Origin of the sequence: Citrobacter portucalensis, assembly GCF_002042885.1 — a bacterium.
Taxonomy (GTDB): domain Bacteria; phylum Pseudomonadota; class Gammaproteobacteria; order Enterobacterales; family Enterobacteriaceae; genus Citrobacter; species Citrobacter portucalensis.
Window position 1 is genome coordinate 238,363 of the sequence record NZ_MVFY01000001.1, and the last position, 19,193, is coordinate 257,555.

The window sequence follows — 19,193 nt, forward strand, 5'->3', positions numbered from 1 at the left end:
GCCACCGAGCAGAATAGGTCAGGCAGCCGAAATTTCAGGAATGTTATGCCAGACGGGCCAACGGAAAGTAAACCGGGCGCCGCCAAGTTCACTTTCATCACAGACGACCGTCCCTCCCATAGCCAACGCTATTGAGTGGACGATGGCTAACCCAAGCCCACAACCCCCGGTCGCCCGGTCACGGCTGGGGTCAAGGCGTACAAACGGTTCAAAAACCTGTTCGCGAGCGTCTGGTGCAATACCGGGACCGTCGTCTTCCACTACCAGCGTGGCTTGATTGCCGTTCAGCAGCAGACTGGCTTGCACCGTTGACTGGCAATAGCGCAGGGCATTATTCAGCAAATTATCCAGGACCCGCTCCATCAGGCGCATATCCAACGCGCCGTAGTCGCCAGTTTCGAGATGACGTAATAGCACCGCACGGTCAGGATTTACGCTTTGCACATCCTCCAGATGGGTTGTCAACCAAGCAGGCAGGTCCGGTACGCTGAGTTTCAGTTCATTTTGTGGGCGATCCAGGCGGGCGTAGGTCAGTAACTCTTCGATCAACGCTTCCAGTTGGCCGATATCACGATTAAGCGCCTGAGATTCCTGCTCGGTGAGGTTATCACTCATTTCCAGCCGGTAACGTAAACGTACCAGCGGGGTACGAAGCTCATGGGCAATACCATCGATGAGCTGTTTTTTACTGGCGATCAGCGCATTGATATTGTCGGCCATTTGGTTAAACGCTACGCCCAGGCGCTCAAAGCTGGAACCGCTGTCAAAATGAAGGCGTTCACTCAGATGTCCTTCACCAAAACGTTGTGCGGCGGATTCGAGTCTGAGCATTTCCTGCCAGTGCGGGCGCATCCAGATCAGTACCGGGAAGGCCAGTGAGATAGCAATAAACGCCATCAGCGCGATGTCCAGCAAGCGCATTTGATGGAGAAAATAGAGGTAGGGAACCGGACCGACGGCCAGCACATAATGGCTGCGAGGAATGCGTTGAATGAAGGTGTATTGATCGTCAAGTGCCACAATATCGCCTTCGCGCAAACGCTGCATGGTTGGGGCATCCAGTGTGTACTTATTCAGCGGTTCAACGCGCAGGTCAAATGAGAGGTTTAAATCCATCTCCTTCAGCGTCTTACCCCAGTCGCGTGGCGGGATTTCGCGTAGTTCACTGCGCATCAGGTACAGCGAGCTTTTCATCAAATCGTCGAGCGACTGTCTGCCTGCGCGTTCTGCGGTGAATTTGTATACCAGACCGACCAACAGGGTCATCACCAAAAAGCAGACAAACAGCAGGAGGTAAAACTGCACAAACAGTTTCTTCATAAAAAATCACCGAACGCTCAATAAGTTAGCGAGTGCACGTGTCCCTCAGGGGAAAAGTGGGCACAGCGGTATCCGCCGATGCGTGGGTTCAGAAAGGTTCTCCGATCACCATCCGGCGTGCTTGTCCACGCAGAGTACACTGTATATCTCTTTTCTGCATTCTTATGGCTCCTACGGGCGCGGAATGACCTTTCGCTGGATCACGCATTGCTTTCTACGCTGTAAGTTAATCAAAATCGGGGTGGGGTTGTTCTGGCGTATGTCACGACCGCACCTAAAAGGTTACTTCGTTTCTCAACGTAGATGGTGTTGTTATATTCGTAGTTACCTTCGGGATAGCAAATTCTTATGTTAGTCCCGAGATCCGGATCGTCAACATCAGCCCCCGAACAGCTTTTAGAACTTCCTGTAGCATAGACGTATGTGGCGGTATAGGACGAGGGGACACCCGGAATGAACCAGGTTATCGCCATAACCATGATCACTGAAAACAGCACCATGGCAATGCTGATGCCACCAAATAATTTCAGATAGGTTTGGAAGGGACTTTTTTTCATTATCCCATTACCTACCAGAAATAAGGTAATTAACAATGACACTGCCAGAGAAATAAGCATGAGGTATTTGGATGTGAGCGGGTAGAGAAATGTCGCTCTGTATATCGTTACCTTCCACCAGTAAAAGAGAAAAATTGCGCCGAGAGATGAGACGGTAACAAAAAACAAATATGGATATGAGTATTTTCTCATCCTTGTGACTCCAGAACAATTTCTCCATTTGGGTTTAATAAATTACCATTTGTTTTGAATAATGAAAACGGCTCTCTTGTTTGAATTGTTAGGTACGCCGCAGACCAGAGAATTTGCGCTATCTTTGGGGATATAGGCATAATAATAAAAGGGATATTCTCACCCGTGGCAGGGATGACTGACCTTGCGTATAATGCGTGCCGATACTTCCTGAAAAGTGCTGTGACTGAAAATATGAATCTCAATCGCTGTTGTTATTCGCTACTCATTTTCGCAGCGGTCGGCTGCATTTTCACCGCTTATCCTCTTGTTATATGGTTTCTACTCGCCAACGTTCTGACGCTGCTGTTATACGGCGTGGACAAAATGGCGGCACGCAAGGACTGGCGCAGAGTGCCGGAATCCACATTGCTGGTGTTTGGCGTTGTGGGCGGATGGGGCGGCGCGATAGCGGGTCAACAAATCTTTCGCCATAAAACACAAAAGCAGCCTTTCAAAACCTACTTCATTATCAGTGTGATAGTGAGTGTTTCTGTGATGGGCGTGATTTATAAGTTCTATCCATTTTTACCTTCCTGAGCATGGTTGGTGAATAAACTGCGGTTTATTTGAGGCAGGAAATATATTTTTCACCTGAACGGCGCACAATCTCATCGGCATTTTGCGTAATATCTTTACCTTCAAATGCGCCGTAAAGTTGCTTAAATTTCACTGTTCTCAGGCGTTGGATGATGTCGCTGACGGTGGCGGCTGGCAACGGTAGCATATTGGGGTAGCTCCACATAAAAGAGACTGCATGGGCACCTGGTGTAACTTGAACGATGTCGCCAGAAAGCACCACGCCTTCGTCACGTGCCCAGTGCAGGACGCAGCCGCCAGCAAAGTGCCCGCCGAGACGTATCATCGTGACGTCACGGGTTAACTCAATGGTGTCGCCATCCCAGAATCTAATCCACGGGCTGTCACGCATTACCCACCTTCTGTCGCTGGCATGAAGGTAAATCGGCGCGCTAAATTCCGCAGCCCAGTCCTGCATGGTGGTGTAGTAATGAGGATGCGAAATCGCGATAGCCTTAAGGCCGCCAAGGGACGTTATTAGCGTTTTTGTGGCATCGTCGAGCGTGGCAATGCAGTCCCAAAGAATATTTCCTTCTGGGGTACGCACAAGAAACGCGCGCTGATCAATTGCAAAATCAGGAACGGTGCGGATGCTGAGGAGGGTACTGTCGTGTTGCTTCCACTTATTTGTATGCGATGCACACAGGGTGTCAAAATCGATCCATTTCTGCCCGCTTGTGGGGACATATTGACGTTCATCCAGGCAGATATCGCAATGTTCCGGATGGGCGCCAGTTACCTCATAGGATGTTCCACAGGTTTTGCATAACGTGATCATCGTGTCCTCCTCATATACCGAACACAGTCAGCATGGCACACAGATACACAAGGATGTGCCTGTTAGTGCTCTACCCGATAAGTCAGTGATGATGGAAGTGAGGGTTGTGGCTCAACCAAAAGAAAACAGGAATAATGCCAACACGGATCCTTTTGATTACCATCTTCCAGAGAAAAATGAGGATATTGTTTGGAAAATCGTCTGTTCAACACCTGGCTCAACCGTTGGGGGCTCACTCCAGATGGTGAACCGTTTGAAACGCACACATCGCAGCTTTTGCCTGTGGTGGTGGTCAAGGACGGGCAGAAAGCCATACTAAAGATCACCGATGATGACAGTGAACGGATCGGCTGTGAACTCATGGTCTGGTGGAACGGAAATGGCGCAGCGAAAGTACTTGCTCATGCAGCAGGGGCGATTCTGCTGGAACGTGCGACAGGGACAGAGTCTTTAGCGGACATGTCCTGGACTGGCAACGATGCGCAGGCCTGTCGCATTATTTGCCATGCTGCCAGTAGACTCCATCTCTCCCGAAATGCGTCTACGCCTGCGTTAACACCTCTGCACCATTGGTTTCGCGATCTGGCTCCTGCCGCGAAAAAGCATGGCGGTATCCTGACGCGTTGTGCTGCGGTGGCAAACTTACTGCTATCTTCACCCCATGATGCAGTCGTATTACATGGCGATCTACACCACGGCAATATTCTTGATTTCGGAACGAGAGGATGGCTGGCTATCGATCCCAAAGGGCTGGTGGGCGAGCGTGGCTTTGATTATGCCAATATCTTTACTAACCCCGATCTTGCCGAACCTACCAGACCTGTCGCCATTGAGCCTGAAAGATTCACGCAACGAGTCAACATTGTGTCTGAAATCGCCAGAATTGAACGGCAGCGTTTACTGATGTGGATTGTTGCCTGGTGTGGGTTGTCGTCCGTCTGGTTTCTGCAAGAGGGTGACAGCGCAACGGTACCTCTGCGTATTGCGGAGCTAGCGATGGCAGAACTTGCTTCAGGTGGTAATCAATTTTGATCTACGACACTGGGTTAGTAATTCTTAAGAGTTATCATTAGCCTGGTAAACGTTGTATTAATCAATCAATGAACGGCGGTGTGGTGTGTTGTTGAGCGAAAATTTGACAGGCCGGAAACAATGAACGCATTGTTTTCATTATTAAAAAAACGCCCGAATATTCTTTTGTTGATGGTCTTACTCATCGGGGCAAACATCGTAGCGTGGCTGTGGGCTTTCACCGCGTTTAGCAACAATACTTCCTTATTGGCACTGAGTCTGATTGCGTGGTGCTATGGTTTGCGCCATGCCGTTGATGCCGATCATATCGCCGCGATAGACAGCGCGACGCGTAAACTCATGCAGCAGAAAAAACGTGCCCTGACAACGGGGGCCTGGTTTTCTCTGGGACACTCTACCATTGTGGTGCTAGCCAGCATTGGCATTGCGCTAACTACCAGCGTGTTTAAGCAACATATGGCATGGTTTCAGAATGTCGGTGGTCTGATAGGAACTACGGTTTCTGCCGTATTTTTGCTGATTCTGGCTACCATCAATCTCATTATTTTCTGCCAGGTCTGGAAGGCATTCCGCCATCTTAAACGCACCGGTACTTACGATGGCACCACGGAAGACATTACAGTTTCAGGCCCTCTGAACTGGCTTTTCCGCTCAGCGTTTCGGCTGGTAGGTAAAGACTGGCATATGTATTTTGTCGGCTTTCTGTTTGGTCTGGGTTTTGATACCGCCACTGAAATTTCTCTGCTGGGAATTTCTGCTTCAAGCGCGTCCAGCGGCATGTCGATTTGGTCAATTCTCGTTTTCCCGGCGCTGTTTACCTGCGGTATGGCGTTAATTGATTGTCTCGACAGTATTCTGATGGTTGAGGCCTATGGATGGGCGTTCAATAAGCCGCAACGTAAGCTCTATTACAATATGACCATTACCGGGACTTCCGTGATTGTTGCGCTATTTATTGGCGGGCTGGAGGCGCTGGGACTTCTCTCTGACGCGTTTTCGCTTCAGGGGGGGGTGTGGGATACCGTCAGCAATTTGAGTGACCATATGGGGAATGTCGGTTTTGCGATTATTGGCGTCTTTATCGGCTGCTGGATTATCTCCGCCGTAAACTACCGTTGGAAAAAATACGACGGACTGACGTTTAGTTAGCTATCAATGTGACAGTGTAACGCCAGGTAATTAAGAGGGCCGATCAAAGTGACCGGCCCGGTTGGATTACTTATGAGGCTCGTCGTCCCAGGCGTGCGGTGCGAACAGATAACCTTTGTTGCGTACCGTTTTGATTCGATAGGGTTCAGTCGCGTTATCGAGAAGTTTTTTGCGTAAGCGGGAAATCGCGACATCGACGCTGCGATCCATACCGTCATAACTTACGCCACGCAGGTTTTTTAGCAACGCATCACGGTCCATAATCTGCCCGGCATGGGTTGCCAACTCCCACAGTAATTCAAAATCAGCGGTGGAAAGAGAGATTTGCTCGCCGCCGAGCAGCACGGAGCGGTTGGTGGGATCGATAGTGAGTGTGCCAAAGCGCAGCGTTGTGTGCGGTGTGATGGTTGCCGCTTGAATGCCTTTAGACTGTGCTGAGTGTTCATTCTGGCGCAGGTGCAGGCGCAGGCGAGCCAGCAGCACAGCTGGCGGCGTTGTCTTCAGGATGTAGTCACAGGCGCCCATTTCCAGCGCCAGGATATGGTTCATGTCGCTGTCCAGCGAGGTGAGCAGAACAATCGGGCCTTGCCAGCGTCCGCGTAGATCGCGGCAGATAGTCATCCCGTCTTTGCCCGGCAGCATGATATCTAATAACACCAGATCGGGTTGAACGTGCAGGATTTTCTCCTCGGCCAAATCACCACGAGGTTCAAGGATAACCTCAATATCATGCCGGGCCAGATAGGCTGCAATCAGTGAGCCAACTTCGGGATCATCTTCAACAAATACGATGGTGTTCATATCATTCATTTTGAATATAAAACGCCAACATACACCGCCCCGGTTTTTCCTTCCATTAATCTTTTCTAAACAAGAACGCTTCCGTTATGCTAGAGGCTGATGTTATTGATGTGTTAAGGCAGAGTGATGGGACTCGTTATAAAAGCGGCGCTCGGTGCGCTGGTGGTGGTGTTGATAGGTTTGCTGGCGAAAACAAAGAATTACTATATTGCTGGATTAATTCCACTGTTCCCGACGTTTGCGTTGATTGCCCACTACATCGTGGCCAGTGAGCGTGGGATCGAGGCGTTACGTACAACCATTGTATTCAGTATGTGGTCGATTATTCCCTATTTTGTCTACCTTGTTTCACTGTGGTATTTCACCGGGTTTATGCGCTTACCCATCGCGCTCGGCGGTGCAGTAGTGTGCTGGAGCCTGAGCGCGTGGTTGCTGATCTTTTGTTGGATCAAACTGCACTAACGCAGATGACGCCCGCCATCAAGGGCAAAACTACGCCCGGTGACAAAACAACTGGTTAGTAGGTAGTCAATTAAATCAATGACCTCTTTTTCACCAGGCGCGGTTTTCATCAGTGATTTGTTTAGTGCCTGCTGGCGATACTCTGCATCGTCGCCCTCGTTAAACAGGATAAGTGAGGGGGCAATCGCGTTCACTTTCACTTCCGGTGCCAGTTTGCGCGCGAACGAGCGGGTCATATTATCCAGCGCCGCTTTGCTGGCAGCATAAGCAATGTGTTTGTCGCTGCCACGCTCCACAACATAATCCGTAAAATGAATGATGTCGCTGGCTGCGTGCCCATGACCGCGTAGCAATCCTTCCAGCGCGTGGTTGAGCAGGTAGGGCGTATTGACGTGGATCTGCATCATACGTGACAGTACTTCGCTAAGCGGTGTGCCGGGTTTTTCGGCGACCCAGGCGCTGGCATTATGCACAATGGCGCGCAAGCCATCCGTCTGCGCTTTGACCTCATCAGCAAAGGCCAGTACGCCTTCATCCGTGGAAAAGTCAGCCGGGATACAAATCGCGCCCGCTTCTCGCAGGCCTTCAATGGCAGGATAGTGAGTTCGGTAGCTGACGATAACTGGCTGTTTTTGGTTCAGAAAGTGCCATGCGACGGCGAGGCCGATACGACGACCACCTCCGGTGATAAGAATTGGCAAAGGAGGTTTTTTACCCATTGTTATACTCAGGCTCCGTTAAAAACAGCATCTTACAAGAGAAAGGGTGTAAGTGGTGTAGTGATCAGTACAAACTCATGTGTACACAGTAGCACACAGGAATAAAGTTGTTGGGGTTTGTTACAGCATCCTGATTTAGCGGCGAGCACATTTTAGTCGGGCTATAGTCGAAGGAGTAATAGAGAGAGGGGGATTAACGTAATAGAATGATTAGTCATTAAAAAAGGGAACCAGAAAACAGGCTCCCCATTGTAGCTATGTTTTCCTAAGCTCTCTCAGTTTATCCATTATTTTATTGAATTCTTCTGTGAACTTTCTGTGATCTCTTTCTTCTGCTTCTTGCATAATACGAGCGGCTTCAAGCCTTCTTGCTTCAATCAATCTTTGTTCTCGTTCTTTAATCTGAATCTTCAATCTCTGTTCAAATTCTGATATGTCGATAGAAGCAACAATCACCGGATTCTCTAAGAGTTGGTAGAGTGGGGAAAATAAATCTGAATACTGATCTACAGCGTCTTCTGGCGGTGGTGAACGATAGAAGGTTAAACCTTTTCTCCATCGTGATAGTTGTGCATAGTTCAGCTTAGGTTTCTTGCCTGTGCCTTCATACGCCTCTTTCACAGCATCTAACACAGCGGCAGGTTTTACGTCCTTGCTTATCTTTAACGCTTCTTTCATTCGGCGTTCTTGTGGCTGTGTGCTGTCTCCGAGTAAGATCAGATTTACGTTCTTCATTGTCTACCCTTAAATGATTAAGGAAGCATGATAATACACACAGCCTCTTGTGTTCAATCTGATGGCTTCCAATTAGGAAAGATAGCCATCATCATCTCTATTGCTTTCTGTTTTGCCCGTGTTGCTGCCTTCTCTGCAAAGGCTTTTAGTTCAGCTTGTGATTCTTCTTCGATACGTTCGACGATACCCGCAAAAATGGCTTTCTGATTGTCCTCAGAAGCGATAGAAGCAATAACCTGATTTTGTTGTTGTGACGCTCTCAGTTCCGCTGTGAGACGGGCAACTTCTTCCTTTAGCTTTTCTTCTGTGCTCTTACTGGGGGACTGCTGAAATCGTGCGGGAATTTCTCCGAGATCATCGGCGAAAAACTTGTTTAACCATCGTTCTTGTAAACGGCAACCAGCAGATGCATTTAACCATTTGAGGAAAAAACGGAGATTTACATGACCTTCTTTTACAGCAAGGCGTAGCTTTTCTAATTCAATACCACGCTGAACAGAGACACCTGCTTCATTGTTTGGCTTCTTGAATGGTTCAAGATCAATAAGTTTTAGAAAATCTGCTGCTGTTAAAACTGACATAATTATTTCCTCTAAAAAGGCTGGATTGCTCCAGCCTCATTTAGTTTAGATATTCCAATACAAGATGACACTATCACCGAGTTTATCGTTATACACGGTAGTCGCTGGTGTGGCTGGGGTAATCGTTGATGCTGGAACAACGTGAACCACGACAGGAGGATTCACAGGCGTCGCAGGAGTCAGAGGAGTTACGGGTACAACGTGTACGACAACTGGAGTTGGTTGTGGTTGTGGCGGAGTGATATCGGTGATTGTTTTCACTTCACCCGTTTTCAGATTTTCTGCCTTCTCTGCATAGTGACTAGGGCCATATGCCCCAACAGTTGCTATGCCAAGTGAGTTGACTGAAGTTTCGATTGCATAACCATCTTCTTTAGCTACGCCCTTAGAGAAACCATACCCAACAGTCTCATTTCCAACATAACCACGAAGGTGAGTGATTGTGAGATCACCTTCTTTCACCATAACATTATGAGTACGCATGGTTGGTGCAATCACTGTTGATGCTACACGAGTCAGGTCAGCATTTTTGAGCGCGTGGGTAGTTTTCACTGCGTTGGATACATCGTTGTATGCAGTGACTGTACCAATAGCCTCATCACCTTCTTTAGTGCCGTGAATCGACAGGCCGCCAACGCCTTCAACATAGCTATGATCGGAGAAATGCGTTACATCACCGTTCGTCACGTCAACCGTGTGGGAACGCATTTCAGGCGACACAACAGTTGATGCTGTTTTGGTCACACCATCACGAGTAACTGTTGAGGTACGAACCACACCTGTTTCTTGACTGATTGTGGTTGTCGCAGAATATTGTTCATTAACACCGTTGTAGGCAATGTTTTTAGTGACGACACCATCTTTCACACTGATGGAACGAGTCGTGTTATCTGCAATGGGGTGATCGCTCATATTGATGGAGCCTTTAGAGAATCCTGTGAAGCCACCACCTGCATTCATGCGCTCCGCAAAATGACCACCAAACGAATGACCACTAAAAGCATGACCAATGTTACCACCATGGCCATGGCCACCAAAATTGTGACCGCCCATACCTCCATGGCCACCGTGACCATGAGCAAAAGCAGACATTGGAAGAACTATTAATACTGCAACCACTGATTTCTTAAACATTTTAATACTCCATTTAGGATTAATAGGGGGTGTCATCATTAATTCTTTATTTATCATTTTGTTTGTCCTTCAATGACTAAATACTGCCGACTACATAATTAATCGATGCAGTAACAGCTATTAATAAACCTTTTTTATTTCCGACATAATTGACGAGGGGAGTGTAGCTGGTGGGACCAGCGCACGGGTTGCATTATCATCAAACATAAATACCAACACAACTGCATGATAAATTCAACACAAGATAAAGCACAAATAGTTAATTGTGTGATGATTAAGTGTTCTTTTATTTGTCCATATATTATGATGTATGTGTGTTCGTGAAGTTTTTCTTTTTTATCTTTTATCAATATGAAAAGTGAAAAAAAATCGAGAAGGTTATGATGTGTTTCTGTATGTTATGTTGTGATTCATAAGAAGATAAAGCAGGTGATCGTGACTGACTGTTGCGCCGTAAAGCAGTTTGCGATTGTGAAGTGTAGAAAGAATAACTCGAACTCAATAGGGGGATCACACCTTGTGATGAGTCATCATCTGGAGAGCCGTGATAAGCGCTTCACACGCAGCAACAAATAGTGTGGGGGGCAAGCATGAAGGGAGAGCAAGAGCGATTATTTTCGATTAATCAGCGTTAACCATGATATCCCGATAGTCCTTTATCAGGATATTCATAGTCTGATATTTTCCGAAGCCAGCGATGGGTATAACGTTAGCTTATCAGCATCCAGGTAGCTGGCACAGCAGCAACAAGCAACAGGCCGATCAGCGCCATCTCCTGGCGTTTTAATACGTTTTCATGCGTGTGCGTTTTACGGGCATAAAGGAAAACCAACAGCCCTGGCGCATACAACACTACAGACAGCAGCAGATGCATCGGACCTGACGCATACAATAACCAGATGCCATAAATACTCGCGCCGATACCGACAGCCTTATGAATCGGACGGGTGGCAATTTTTAACAGAAATGCGCCGACCAGCAAATAGGGCACCAGAATCATCTCTGAGGCGATTGTCAGTAACGTATTGTAGTCGGAGCCTGTGAGCCAGATTAGCACAAGGCAGATTTGTACACAGATGTTGGTTAGCCACAGCGATGCCGATGGCGCACCCTGTGCATTCTGTCGTGCAAAAATACGCGGAAACGCTTTGTGCGTGGAGGCGAGGAACGGCACTTCCGCCGCCATAATCGTCCAGCTTAAATAGGCACCGCACACGGAAACAATCAGACCCGCGGCAATAATAATTTCGCCCCATGGCCCCATCATTTTAACCATCAGACCGGCCATTGATGGATTGCGGATCTCTGCCAGTTCTGGTCGCGCGACAACGCCGAGAGATAGCAGGGTGACTAACAGGTAAACGCCCAGTGCGGCGAGTACAGCTAACAGCGTGGCGCGACCAACATCGCGTTTATTTCTGGCGCGGGCAGATACCACCACCGCGCCTTCCACACCAATGAAAACCCACAGGGTGATGAGCATGGTGTTTTTGACCTGCTCCCACACAGGCACGCCCAACGCGACGCCGGTAAAATCGAGAGTAAAGGTGTCGAGCTTAAACAGCATGAATGCCAGCACGATAAAGAGGCCTAGCGGCAGTAGTTTTGCCAGAGTAGCGGCCAGGTTAATGCTGGCCGCGGTTTGTACTCCCCGCAACACCAGAAAATGGACTATCCATAACAGTACCGATGCGCCGACAATCGACTGCCAGGTATTACCGTCGCCGAACAGACGTAATTCCGGTGTGTCGGTAAAGAAACTGAGCGCAGAGAAGACGATGACCAGATACGAAACGTTAGCGATAACAGCGCACAGCCAGTATCCCCACGCAGAGCAGAAGCCAATCAACTCGCCGAAACCTTCACGTGCATAGGTGAAGATACCGCCGTCCAGTTCAGGACGGATACGCGTCAGGATCAGCATGGCAAAGGCGAGCAAAAGAATACCCGCACCGGTAATCGCCCAACCAATCAGTAATGCAGCCGGGCTGGCTACTGCCGCCATATTTTGTGGCAGACTGAAAACGCCAGCGCCGAGCATTGAGCTTAAAACCAGCGCGGTCAGTGCGCTCAGACCCAATTTCTTTTCCATTTGTATCCAGTTACAAAAACGAGAGTGAGAGAATAATTATTTTGGCAAACCGCATAAAAATGGTGAAAGCCACTAAGGCGCGGGATTTTACGGAGAGAAGAGAACGCATGCAATGGGGATAGAGAGATTTGTGACTAATAGTGTGAAAAGTTGTCTTAATACTGCTGTTTTTGTTTTATCTGGAAACAGAACTGCGCGAAATTATCAGGTCTACAAGGACTGTAGACCTGATAAGGCATTGGGTATTACTTATACAGATCGGCGCTGATCGTCACGTTGTTACCACGTTCTGACCACTGGCGGGTAATGTGATAGTACTTCGCGCCTTTCTTCGCTGCGCGTTTTGCTACCTGATAAGAGACTTCCGTCATGTTGCCGTAGTTACCGGTGAACTTGATGCTGTCGAACGGTACCATCATGGCGGCGGTCGCTTTGTTCAGCTCTTCAACTTTGGTTCCATTCGGCAGCGTGACAGTGTAACGTCCGCCTTTAGTGGATTGCGTTTCGAAGAAGCGGCCAACTTCAGCACTCGGAGAAGCGGTAGTTGCTACGCCCGGGATCTCAACTTTCTTCGCGGCTTCGCCACCTGCTGCTAATGCGGCACGACCAGCATCTGAATCTGCTGGGATCGCATCGGGGCTTTGTACAATGCGTTTTTTCGCATCAGCTTTATAGATGAATGCAGTAATACGCTGGTTGCCGCCCTGGTTGGCATCGACCTGACGCACGATATAGAAGGAGTAAGCACCTTTCTCTTTCGCTGCTTTGGTGATGGCATCGTTTACTTCAGGCTGGCTACGGTAGAAACCTTGCACTGTAACGGTGTCGTAAGGTTCTATCAGAACGGCCTGATCTTTTGGCAATTCCATAACGCCGTTAATGACACGGTTTTTTGACGCTTCCGCTTTTTCAGCGTCGGCTTTATAGACGTCGGCAACAACGCGCCAGTTACCGCCGCTGCCAAAATCTGAGGTATCAACAACATAAAAGGAGGCTGCACCGTCTTTATCTGCACGGCGTGAAACGGCAGCAACCGCATCACCGATAGCATTAAAACGACCGGTGACCACAATGCGGTCATAGGGTTTCAGGGCAGCCGCTTGCTCCGGCGTCAATTCTGTCGCTGCATTTACAGAAAAAGCAGTCGCAGAAATTAGTGCGGACGCCAGGAGAGTGTTCTTAAGCTTCATAAAAATAATCCTTCGCCTTGCGCAAACCAGGTACTGGTATTGTTATTGACTAGAAACGTCGCTGATTATTGCATTTAAATTGTGTCAGTGTCTGCGTCATTTTTCACTCATCGTGTCACGTTAGGTAACAACAGCGATAACATTTTGTGATATGCCGAAAATTTCGGCGTTTGGTGACCAAAACTGATAAAGCAGTTGAATTTCATAAGTTAATTTAATGTTAATTAATTGTTTTTGGCAGGTAGGTAATCATGTTTTGCCGCTTCGCTTGAGCGAATTATCAGCCTTTGTGGGCTATTTTTAGGGCATTTTATCTGTCTGAGGTTCGATTCATCTCTATTTCGCGAATTTCATAATAAATACTGTTTTTTGGCGCTAGATCACAGGCGTCATTTTCAGTAGGTTATACAGAGTTTGTTACTGTTTTATTTTATTGAGGTAACACTGACCTCTTTCGAGAGTGCGCGCATGCCTCGTGCGAACATTGATAAACCATCATCATAATTACAGATGGAAGGGAACATTATGCGAATTGGCATACCAAGAGAACGGTTAACCAATGAAACCCGCGTTGCAGCCACGCCGAAGACGGTTGAGCAGCTGCTTAAACTGGGTTTCAGCGTCGCGGTTGAAAGCGGTGCAGGTCAACTGGCGAGTTTTGACGATAAGGCGTTTGTACAAGCAGGCGCAGAAATTGTTGATGGAAATGCAGTCTGGCAGTCAGAGATCATCCTGAAGGTCAATGCGCCGGAGGAGGCGGAAATTCCGTTACTCAATCCGGGCACGACGCTGGTGAGTTTTCTTTGGCCCGCGCAAAACCCTGAGCTGCTGCAAAAACTTGCAGAGCGCAACGTGACGGTCATGGCGATGGACTCCGTGCCGCGTATTTCGCGTGCACAGTCGCTGGATGCCTTAAGCTCAATGGCGAACATCGCCGGGTATCGCGCTATTGTTGAAGCTGCACATGAATTCGGTCGCTTCTTCACCGGCCAGATCACCGCCGCAGGCAAGGTTCCACCTGCCAAGGTCATGGTGATTGGTGCGGGTGTGGCAGGTCTTGCGGCGATCGGTGCGGCAAACAGCCTGGGCGCTATTGTGCGTGCTTTTGATACCCGTCCGGAAGTGAAGGAACAAGTGCAGAGTATGGGCGCAGAGTTCCTTGAACTGGACTTTAAAGAAGAAGCGGGCAGCGGCGATGGCTATGCCAAAGTGATGTCCGAAGCGTTCATCAAAGCCGAAATGGAACTCTTTGCTGCGCAGGCGAAAGACGTCGACATTATCGTTACCACAGCGCTGATTCCGGGCAAACCGGCCCCGAAACTGATCACCCGTGAAATGGTCGATTCGATGAAAGCGGGCAGCGTAATTGTCGATCTTGCCGCGCAAAACGGCGGTAACTGCGAATATACTGTGCCTAATCAGGTGACCACCACCGAGAACGGGGTGAAGGTTATCGGCTATACCGATCTGCCAGGCCGTTTGCCAACGCAATCTTCCCAGCTGTACGGCACGAACCTCGTCAACCTGCTCAAACTGTTGTGCAAAGAGAAAGACGGCAATATCACTGTCGATTTTGACGACGTGGTTGTGCGTGGTGTCACGGTGGTTCGTGATGGTGAAATCACCTGGCCTGCGCCGCCAATCCAGGTTTCTGCTCAGCCGCAGGCAGCGCCAAAAGCCGCACCTGCGCCGAAAGAAGAGAAAAAACCTGTCTCTCCGTGGCGCAAATATGCGCTGATGGCGCTGGTAGTGATTTTGTTTGGCTGGCTCGCCGACGTCGCGCCGAAAGAGTTCCTTGGTCACTTTACGGTGTTCGCGCTTTCCTGCGTGGTGGGTTACTACGTGGTCTGGAATGTGTCACATGCGTTGCATACTCCGCTGATGTCTGTGACTAACGCCATCTCGGGGATTATCGTGGTTGGGGCGTTATTGCAAATTGGCCAGGGTGGCTGGGTGAGTTTCCTGAGCTTTATCGCGGTGCTTATTGCCAGCATTAATATTTTCGGTGGCTTCACCGTGACTCAGCGCATGCTGAAAATGTTCCGGAAAAACTAAGGGGTAACATATGTCTGGAGGATTAGTTACAGCTGCATACATTGTTGCCGCGATCCTGTTTATTTTTAGTCTGGCGGGGCTTTCGAAACACGAAACCTCTCAGCAGGGTAACAACTACGGCATCGCCGGGATGGCGATTGCGCTGATTGCCACGATTTTTGGTCCGGATACCGGCAACGTTGCGTGGATCCTGGTAGCGATGATCATCGGCGGCGCGATTGGTATTCGTCTGGCGAAGAAAGTCGAAATGACCGAGATGCCGGAGCTGGTGGCAATTCTGCACAGCTTCGTCGGTCTGGCTGCGGTACTGGTGGGTTTCAACAGCTACCTGTATCACGATACGGGCCTGGAGCCGATTCTGGTGAACATTCACCTGACGGAAGTGTTCCTGGGTATCTTCATCGGTGCGGTGACCTTTACCGGTTCTGTGGTGGCCTTTGGCAAACTGCGCGGCAAGATCTCCTCTAAACCGCTGATGCTGCCGAATCGTCACAAAATGAACCTGGCGGCGCTGGTTGTTTCTTTCCTGCTGCTGGTGGTGTTTGTTCGTACCGAAAGTGTGGGCCTGCAGGTTCTGGCGTTGCTGGTGATGACCATTATTGCACTGGCTTTTGGCTGGCATCTGGTGGCGTCCATTGGCGGTGCGGATATGCCGGTTGTTGTTTCAATGCTTAACTCCTATTCAGGATGGGCGGCAGCGGCGGCGGGCTTTATGCTGAGCAACGATCTGCTGATCGTTACCGGTGCGCTGGTCGGTTCTTCTGGTGCGATCCTGTCTTACATTATGTGTAAGGCGATGAACCGTTCATTTTTCAGCGTTATTGCGGGCGGCTTTGGTTCTGACGGTTCTTCTACCGGATCTGATGAAGAAGTGGGTGAACATCGTGAGATTACTGCGGAAGACACAGCAGAAATGCTGAAGAACTCGCACTCCGTGATCATCACCCCGGGCTACGGCATGGCAGTGGCTCAGGCACAGTATCCGGTCGCGGAAATTACTGAGAAACTGCGCGCGCGCGGCATCAAAGTGCGTTTTGGTATTCACCCGGTAGCAGGGCGCTTGCCAGGTCATATGAACGTGCTGCTGGCGGAAGCCAAAGTACCTTATGACATCGTGCTGGAAATGGATGAGATCAACGATGATTTCGCCGATACCGATACCGTGCTGGTCATTGGTGCCAACGACACGGTAAACCCGGCGGCGCAGGATGACCCGCGCAGCCCGATCGCCGGCATGCCGGTGCTGGAAGTGTGGAAAGCGCAGAACGTAATTGTGTTCAAACGTTCAATGAACACCGGCTATGCAGGTGTGCAGAACCCGCTGTTCTTTAAAGACAACACCCATATGCTGTTTGGCGATGCCAAAGCCAGCGTGGATGCGATCCTGAAAGCGCTGTAACTGCCAGTAAAAGTAAGACGGCCTCTGCGGAGGCCGTTTTTTTTATACATCCAGTTTACGCTGGGTGATCCATTCCACACGAGCCGGATCGCGATGCGAGAAGAACGCGCTGGTTCCGCTGTCCATCGCGGCAATTTGCGTCATCTCTTCCGCCGTTAGGGCAAAGTCCAGCACCTGAATATTCTCGGCCATCCGCGTTTTACGCACGGTTTTCGCCAGCGAAATTATCCCACGTTGATAAATCCAACGCAGCACGACTTGACCAACGCTTTTGCCATATTTTTCACCAATAGCCGATAAGACCGGGTTCTGAAACAGGTCATTGCGTCCTTCAGCGAACGGCGCCCAGGCTTGCGGTTGAATATTCCGGCTCTGCATCCAGGCTACGGCATGCGGTTGCTGATGAAAAGGATTCACCTCAATCTGGTTAACGGCTGGAATAATGCGATTGAAAGCGATTAAATCCGCCAGACGATCCGGATGAAAGTTACTCACGCCAATCGCGCGGATTTTCCCTTCTTCATATAATTCTTCCATCGCGCGCCAGGCACCGTGCACATCGCCATAGGGCTGATGAATCAAATAAAGGTCAATATAATCCAGTTGAAGCCGTTGCAGAGAACGTGCGAATTGCGCCTTTGCGCCTGCATAGTTGGTATCCTGTAACCACAGTTTGGTAGTCACAAAAAGCGCCTCGCGGGGGACTCCGCTTTGCTTAAGTGCATTGCCGACCTGAGTTTCATTCTGGTAGGAGGCTGCGGTATCAATCAGGCGATATCCTGTATCGATGGCATCCCGTACGGCTTGCTCACATTCGCTGGCATCAGTCATTTGATAAACGCCAAATCCGAGCAGGGGCATCTCAACTCCGTTATTCAGAACTGTTGTATTCATTGGGTTCTCCTGAGCATCATCGTTGCATTGGCTGCAGATTAGCAAATCTGTGTTGATACGATTAGTCTGTGAAATTCGCATGGACCTATGAGTAGAATTCATTTCTAAAAGGTAATTGTTGGAAGTCAGTCACAAAATATGACGCATATGATTTCACCATTCATGATTTCAGTTCATAAACTCATGCGGTTTTAACCGTCTAATCACGGCAATACGTTGTCTATATACTGCGACCTGACTTTTTAGAACATGACAGGGCACTATGCGTACACGTGAACATGCCTCACCGGTAACTACCGCAAGCCAGACCGGTCTTACTTTTATTCTGATCCTCAGTGGCCTGATGGCCTTTACATCGCTTTCTACCGATATTTATCTTCCAGCAATGCCGACGATGGCCGAGGATTTACATGGCAATGTTGAGCTGACGATTACTGGTTTCTTAATTGGTTTTACTATCGCACAGTTGATTTGGGGGCCGATTAGCGATCATATGGGGAGGCGCAAGCCGCTGTTTATCGGCATGGTGCTATTTATCATTGGTTCCGCAGGGTGTGCGCTGTCTACAAGTATCACGCAAATTGTTTTCTGGCGGGTATTTCAGGCGCTTGGAGCCTGTACCGGACCTATGCTGGCGCGAGCGATGATCCGCGATCTCTTTGCACGTACTCGTGCGGCGCAAATGCTCTCGACCCTGGTGTTGGTGATGGCGATTGCGCCAATCGCCGGACCGTTGATTGGCGGACAAATTATTCGCCTGAGCACCTGGCACTCAATTTTTTGGCTGCTGGTGGTGATTGGTGCGCTGATGTTTATCTCCCTAAACTGGCTGCCCGAAACATTGCCGGAAGATAAACGGGTGAAAGCCTCTTTGGCTGGCGCATTTCGTAATTACCGCTCGTTGTTAACGAATGGGCGTTTTATGCGCTATACCCTGAGCCTGACGTTTTATTACGTCGGTGCGTACGCGTTTATTACCGGGTCACCGTTTGTTTATATTAGCTATTACCATGTTGATCCACAGCATTACGGCTGGTTGTTTGCGCTAAACATTATCGGTGTTATGGCGATGAGCGTGGTTAACCGTCGTCTGGTTCAACGACATGCTCTGGAACAACTGCTGAAATATGCGACGATGCTGGCGGCGCTGGCCGCAGTGGCGCTTGCACTGCTGGTTAAACTGGAGTCAGGCGGAATTGTTGCCATTATCGTTTCCATTTTTCTGCTGTTCTCGATGAATGGCATTATTGCCGCGACATCGACTGCTGCGGCGTTGGACGCGGTACCGAACATTGCGGGTTCAGCTTCGGCGCTGATTGGCGCGTTGCAATATGGCAGCGGTATTATCTCATCGTTGCTGCTGGCCGCCTTCAGTGATGGCACGCCCTGGACCATGGCGTGGATAATAGCGCTATTTACGCTGTTAAGTGCCGTTTTGGCTTTCCGCGTGAAACGATAAAGGAAATGCCCCGTAATGGCGGGGCG

At 49.3% G+C, this 19,193-nt stretch carries 18 protein-coding genes; 7 read left to right on the plus strand and 11 right to left on the minus strand.

Annotated elements, in window-relative coordinates; all coding sequences use genetic code 11:
- Positions 1-18: 18 nt before the first annotated feature.
- The gene (gene rstB, locus BZK40_RS01200) at positions 19-1,320 is read right to left on the minus strand and encodes a two-component system sensor histidine kinase RstB (RefSeq protein WP_079933993.1); all 1,302 of its coding nucleotides are present in this window, start codon (positions 1,318-1,320) and stop codon (positions 19-21) included.
- Positions 1,321-1,550: 230 nt separating this feature from the next.
- Entirely contained in the window at positions 1,551-2,069 is a 519-nt protein-coding gene (locus BZK40_RS24950; protein WP_079933994.1) for a hypothetical protein, read from the minus strand.
- A 234-nt stretch (positions 2,070-2,303) separates the two neighbouring features.
- On the opposite strand from BZK40_RS24950, the gene BZK40_RS01210 reads away from it, so the two are divergent.
- Positions 2,304-2,648 carry a DUF1294 domain-containing protein gene (locus BZK40_RS01210; RefSeq protein ID WP_032944411.1) on the plus strand — a complete coding sequence of 115 codons (345 nt, stop codon included), beginning with the start codon at positions 2,304-2,306 and terminating at the stop codon, positions 2,646-2,648.
- Between the two features lie 25 nt (positions 2,649-2,673).
- On the opposite strand, the gene BZK40_RS01215 is transcribed toward BZK40_RS01210, so the two are convergent.
- Positions 2,674-3,465 (minus strand): MBL fold metallo-hydrolase, encoded by a 792-nt coding sequence (locus BZK40_RS01215; RefSeq protein WP_079933995.1) that lies wholly within the window; start codon positions 3,463-3,465, stop codon positions 2,674-2,676.
- A 189-nt stretch (positions 3,466-3,654) separates the two neighbouring features.
- Between BZK40_RS01215 and BZK40_RS01220 the strand changes: the two genes are divergently transcribed.
- The gene (locus BZK40_RS01220; RefSeq protein ID WP_079933996.1) at positions 3,655-4,497 is read left to right on the plus strand and encodes an aminoglycoside phosphotransferase family protein; all 843 of its coding nucleotides are present in this window, start codon (positions 3,655-3,657) and stop codon (positions 4,495-4,497) included.
- A gap of 120 nt (positions 4,498-4,617) precedes the next feature.
- Positions 4,618-5,646, plus strand: a complete 1,029-nt coding sequence (locus tag BZK40_RS01225) for a HoxN/HupN/NixA family nickel/cobalt transporter (RefSeq protein WP_079933997.1) — start codon at positions 4,618-4,620, stop codon at positions 5,644-5,646.
- Positions 5,647-5,712: 66 nt separating this feature from the next.
- Here BZK40_RS01225 and rstA read toward each other — a convergent pair whose 3' ends face one another.
- Positions 5,713-6,456 carry a two-component system response regulator RstA gene (gene rstA / locus BZK40_RS01230; protein ID WP_057095100.1) on the minus strand — a complete coding sequence of 248 codons (744 nt, stop codon included), beginning with the start codon at positions 6,454-6,456 and terminating at the stop codon, positions 5,713-5,715.
- Between the two features lie 117 nt (positions 6,457-6,573).
- On the opposite strand from rstA, the gene BZK40_RS01235 reads away from it, so the two are divergent.
- Positions 6,574-6,909: a GlpM family protein gene (locus tag BZK40_RS01235; protein WP_008784705.1), complete on the plus strand. Its 336-nt coding sequence runs from the start codon at positions 6,574-6,576 to the stop codon at positions 6,907-6,909.
- Here the strand turns inward: BZK40_RS01235 and folM are convergent.
- The 6 genes from folM to ydgH all read right to left on the minus strand — a co-directional run bounded on the left by folM (position 6,906) and on the right by ydgH (position 13,360).
- Positions 6,906-7,628 (minus strand): dihydromonapterin reductase, encoded by a 723-nt coding sequence (gene folM / locus BZK40_RS01240; RefSeq protein WP_079933998.1) that lies wholly within the window; start codon positions 7,626-7,628, stop codon positions 6,906-6,908. The genes BZK40_RS01235 and folM overlap by 4 nt on opposite strands.
- A 255-nt stretch (positions 7,629-7,883) precedes the next feature.
- Positions 7,884-8,363, minus strand: a complete 480-nt coding sequence (locus BZK40_RS01245) for a hypothetical protein (protein ID WP_048235422.1) — start codon at positions 8,361-8,363, stop codon at positions 7,884-7,886.
- A gap of 53 nt (positions 8,364-8,416) precedes the next feature.
- Positions 8,417-8,944 (minus strand): hypothetical protein, encoded by a 528-nt coding sequence (locus tag BZK40_RS01250; protein WP_079933999.1) that lies wholly within the window; start codon positions 8,942-8,944, stop codon positions 8,417-8,419.
- Positions 8,945-8,989: 45 nt separating this feature from the next.
- Positions 8,990-10,135: a hypothetical protein gene (locus tag BZK40_RS01255; RefSeq protein ID WP_139762104.1), complete on the minus strand. Its 1,146-nt coding sequence runs from the start codon at positions 10,133-10,135 to the stop codon at positions 8,990-8,992.
- 652 nt (positions 10,136-10,787) lie between these two features.
- Complete coding sequence (locus tag BZK40_RS01260; protein ID WP_079934001.1) at positions 10,788-12,170, minus strand: amino acid permease; 1,383 nt, start codon at positions 12,168-12,170, stop codon at positions 10,788-10,790.
- A 245-nt stretch (positions 12,171-12,415) separates the two neighbouring features.
- Positions 12,416-13,360, minus strand: coding sequence for a DUF1471 family protein YdgH (ydgH, locus tag BZK40_RS01265; RefSeq protein ID WP_079934002.1), 945 nt, complete (start codon positions 13,358-13,360; stop codon positions 12,416-12,418).
- A 525-nt stretch (positions 13,361-13,885) separates the two neighbouring features.
- Here ydgH and pntA point away from each other — a divergent pair.
- Entirely contained in the window at positions 13,886-15,415 is a 1,530-nt protein-coding gene (pntA, locus tag BZK40_RS01270) for a Re/Si-specific NAD(P)(+) transhydrogenase subunit alpha (RefSeq protein ID WP_020996412.1), read from the plus strand.
- 10 nt (positions 15,416-15,425) lie between these two features.
- The gene (pntB, locus tag BZK40_RS01275) at positions 15,426-16,814 is read left to right on the plus strand and encodes a Re/Si-specific NAD(P)(+) transhydrogenase subunit beta (protein WP_003832859.1); all 1,389 of its coding nucleotides are present in this window, start codon (positions 15,426-15,428) and stop codon (positions 16,812-16,814) included.
- Between the two features lie 42 nt (positions 16,815-16,856).
- Here pntB and BZK40_RS01280 read toward each other — a convergent pair whose 3' ends face one another.
- Positions 16,857-17,708 carry an aldo/keto reductase gene (locus tag BZK40_RS01280; RefSeq protein WP_079934003.1) on the minus strand — a complete coding sequence of 284 codons (852 nt, stop codon included), beginning with the start codon at positions 17,706-17,708 and terminating at the stop codon, positions 16,857-16,859.
- A 262-nt stretch (positions 17,709-17,970) separates the two neighbouring features.
- On the opposite strand from BZK40_RS01280, the gene BZK40_RS01285 reads away from it, so the two are divergent.
- Positions 17,971-19,167 (plus strand): multidrug effflux MFS transporter, encoded by a 1,197-nt coding sequence (locus tag BZK40_RS01285; protein ID WP_048235417.1) that lies wholly within the window; start codon positions 17,971-17,973, stop codon positions 19,165-19,167.
- Positions 19,168-19,193 lie beyond the last annotated feature (26 nt).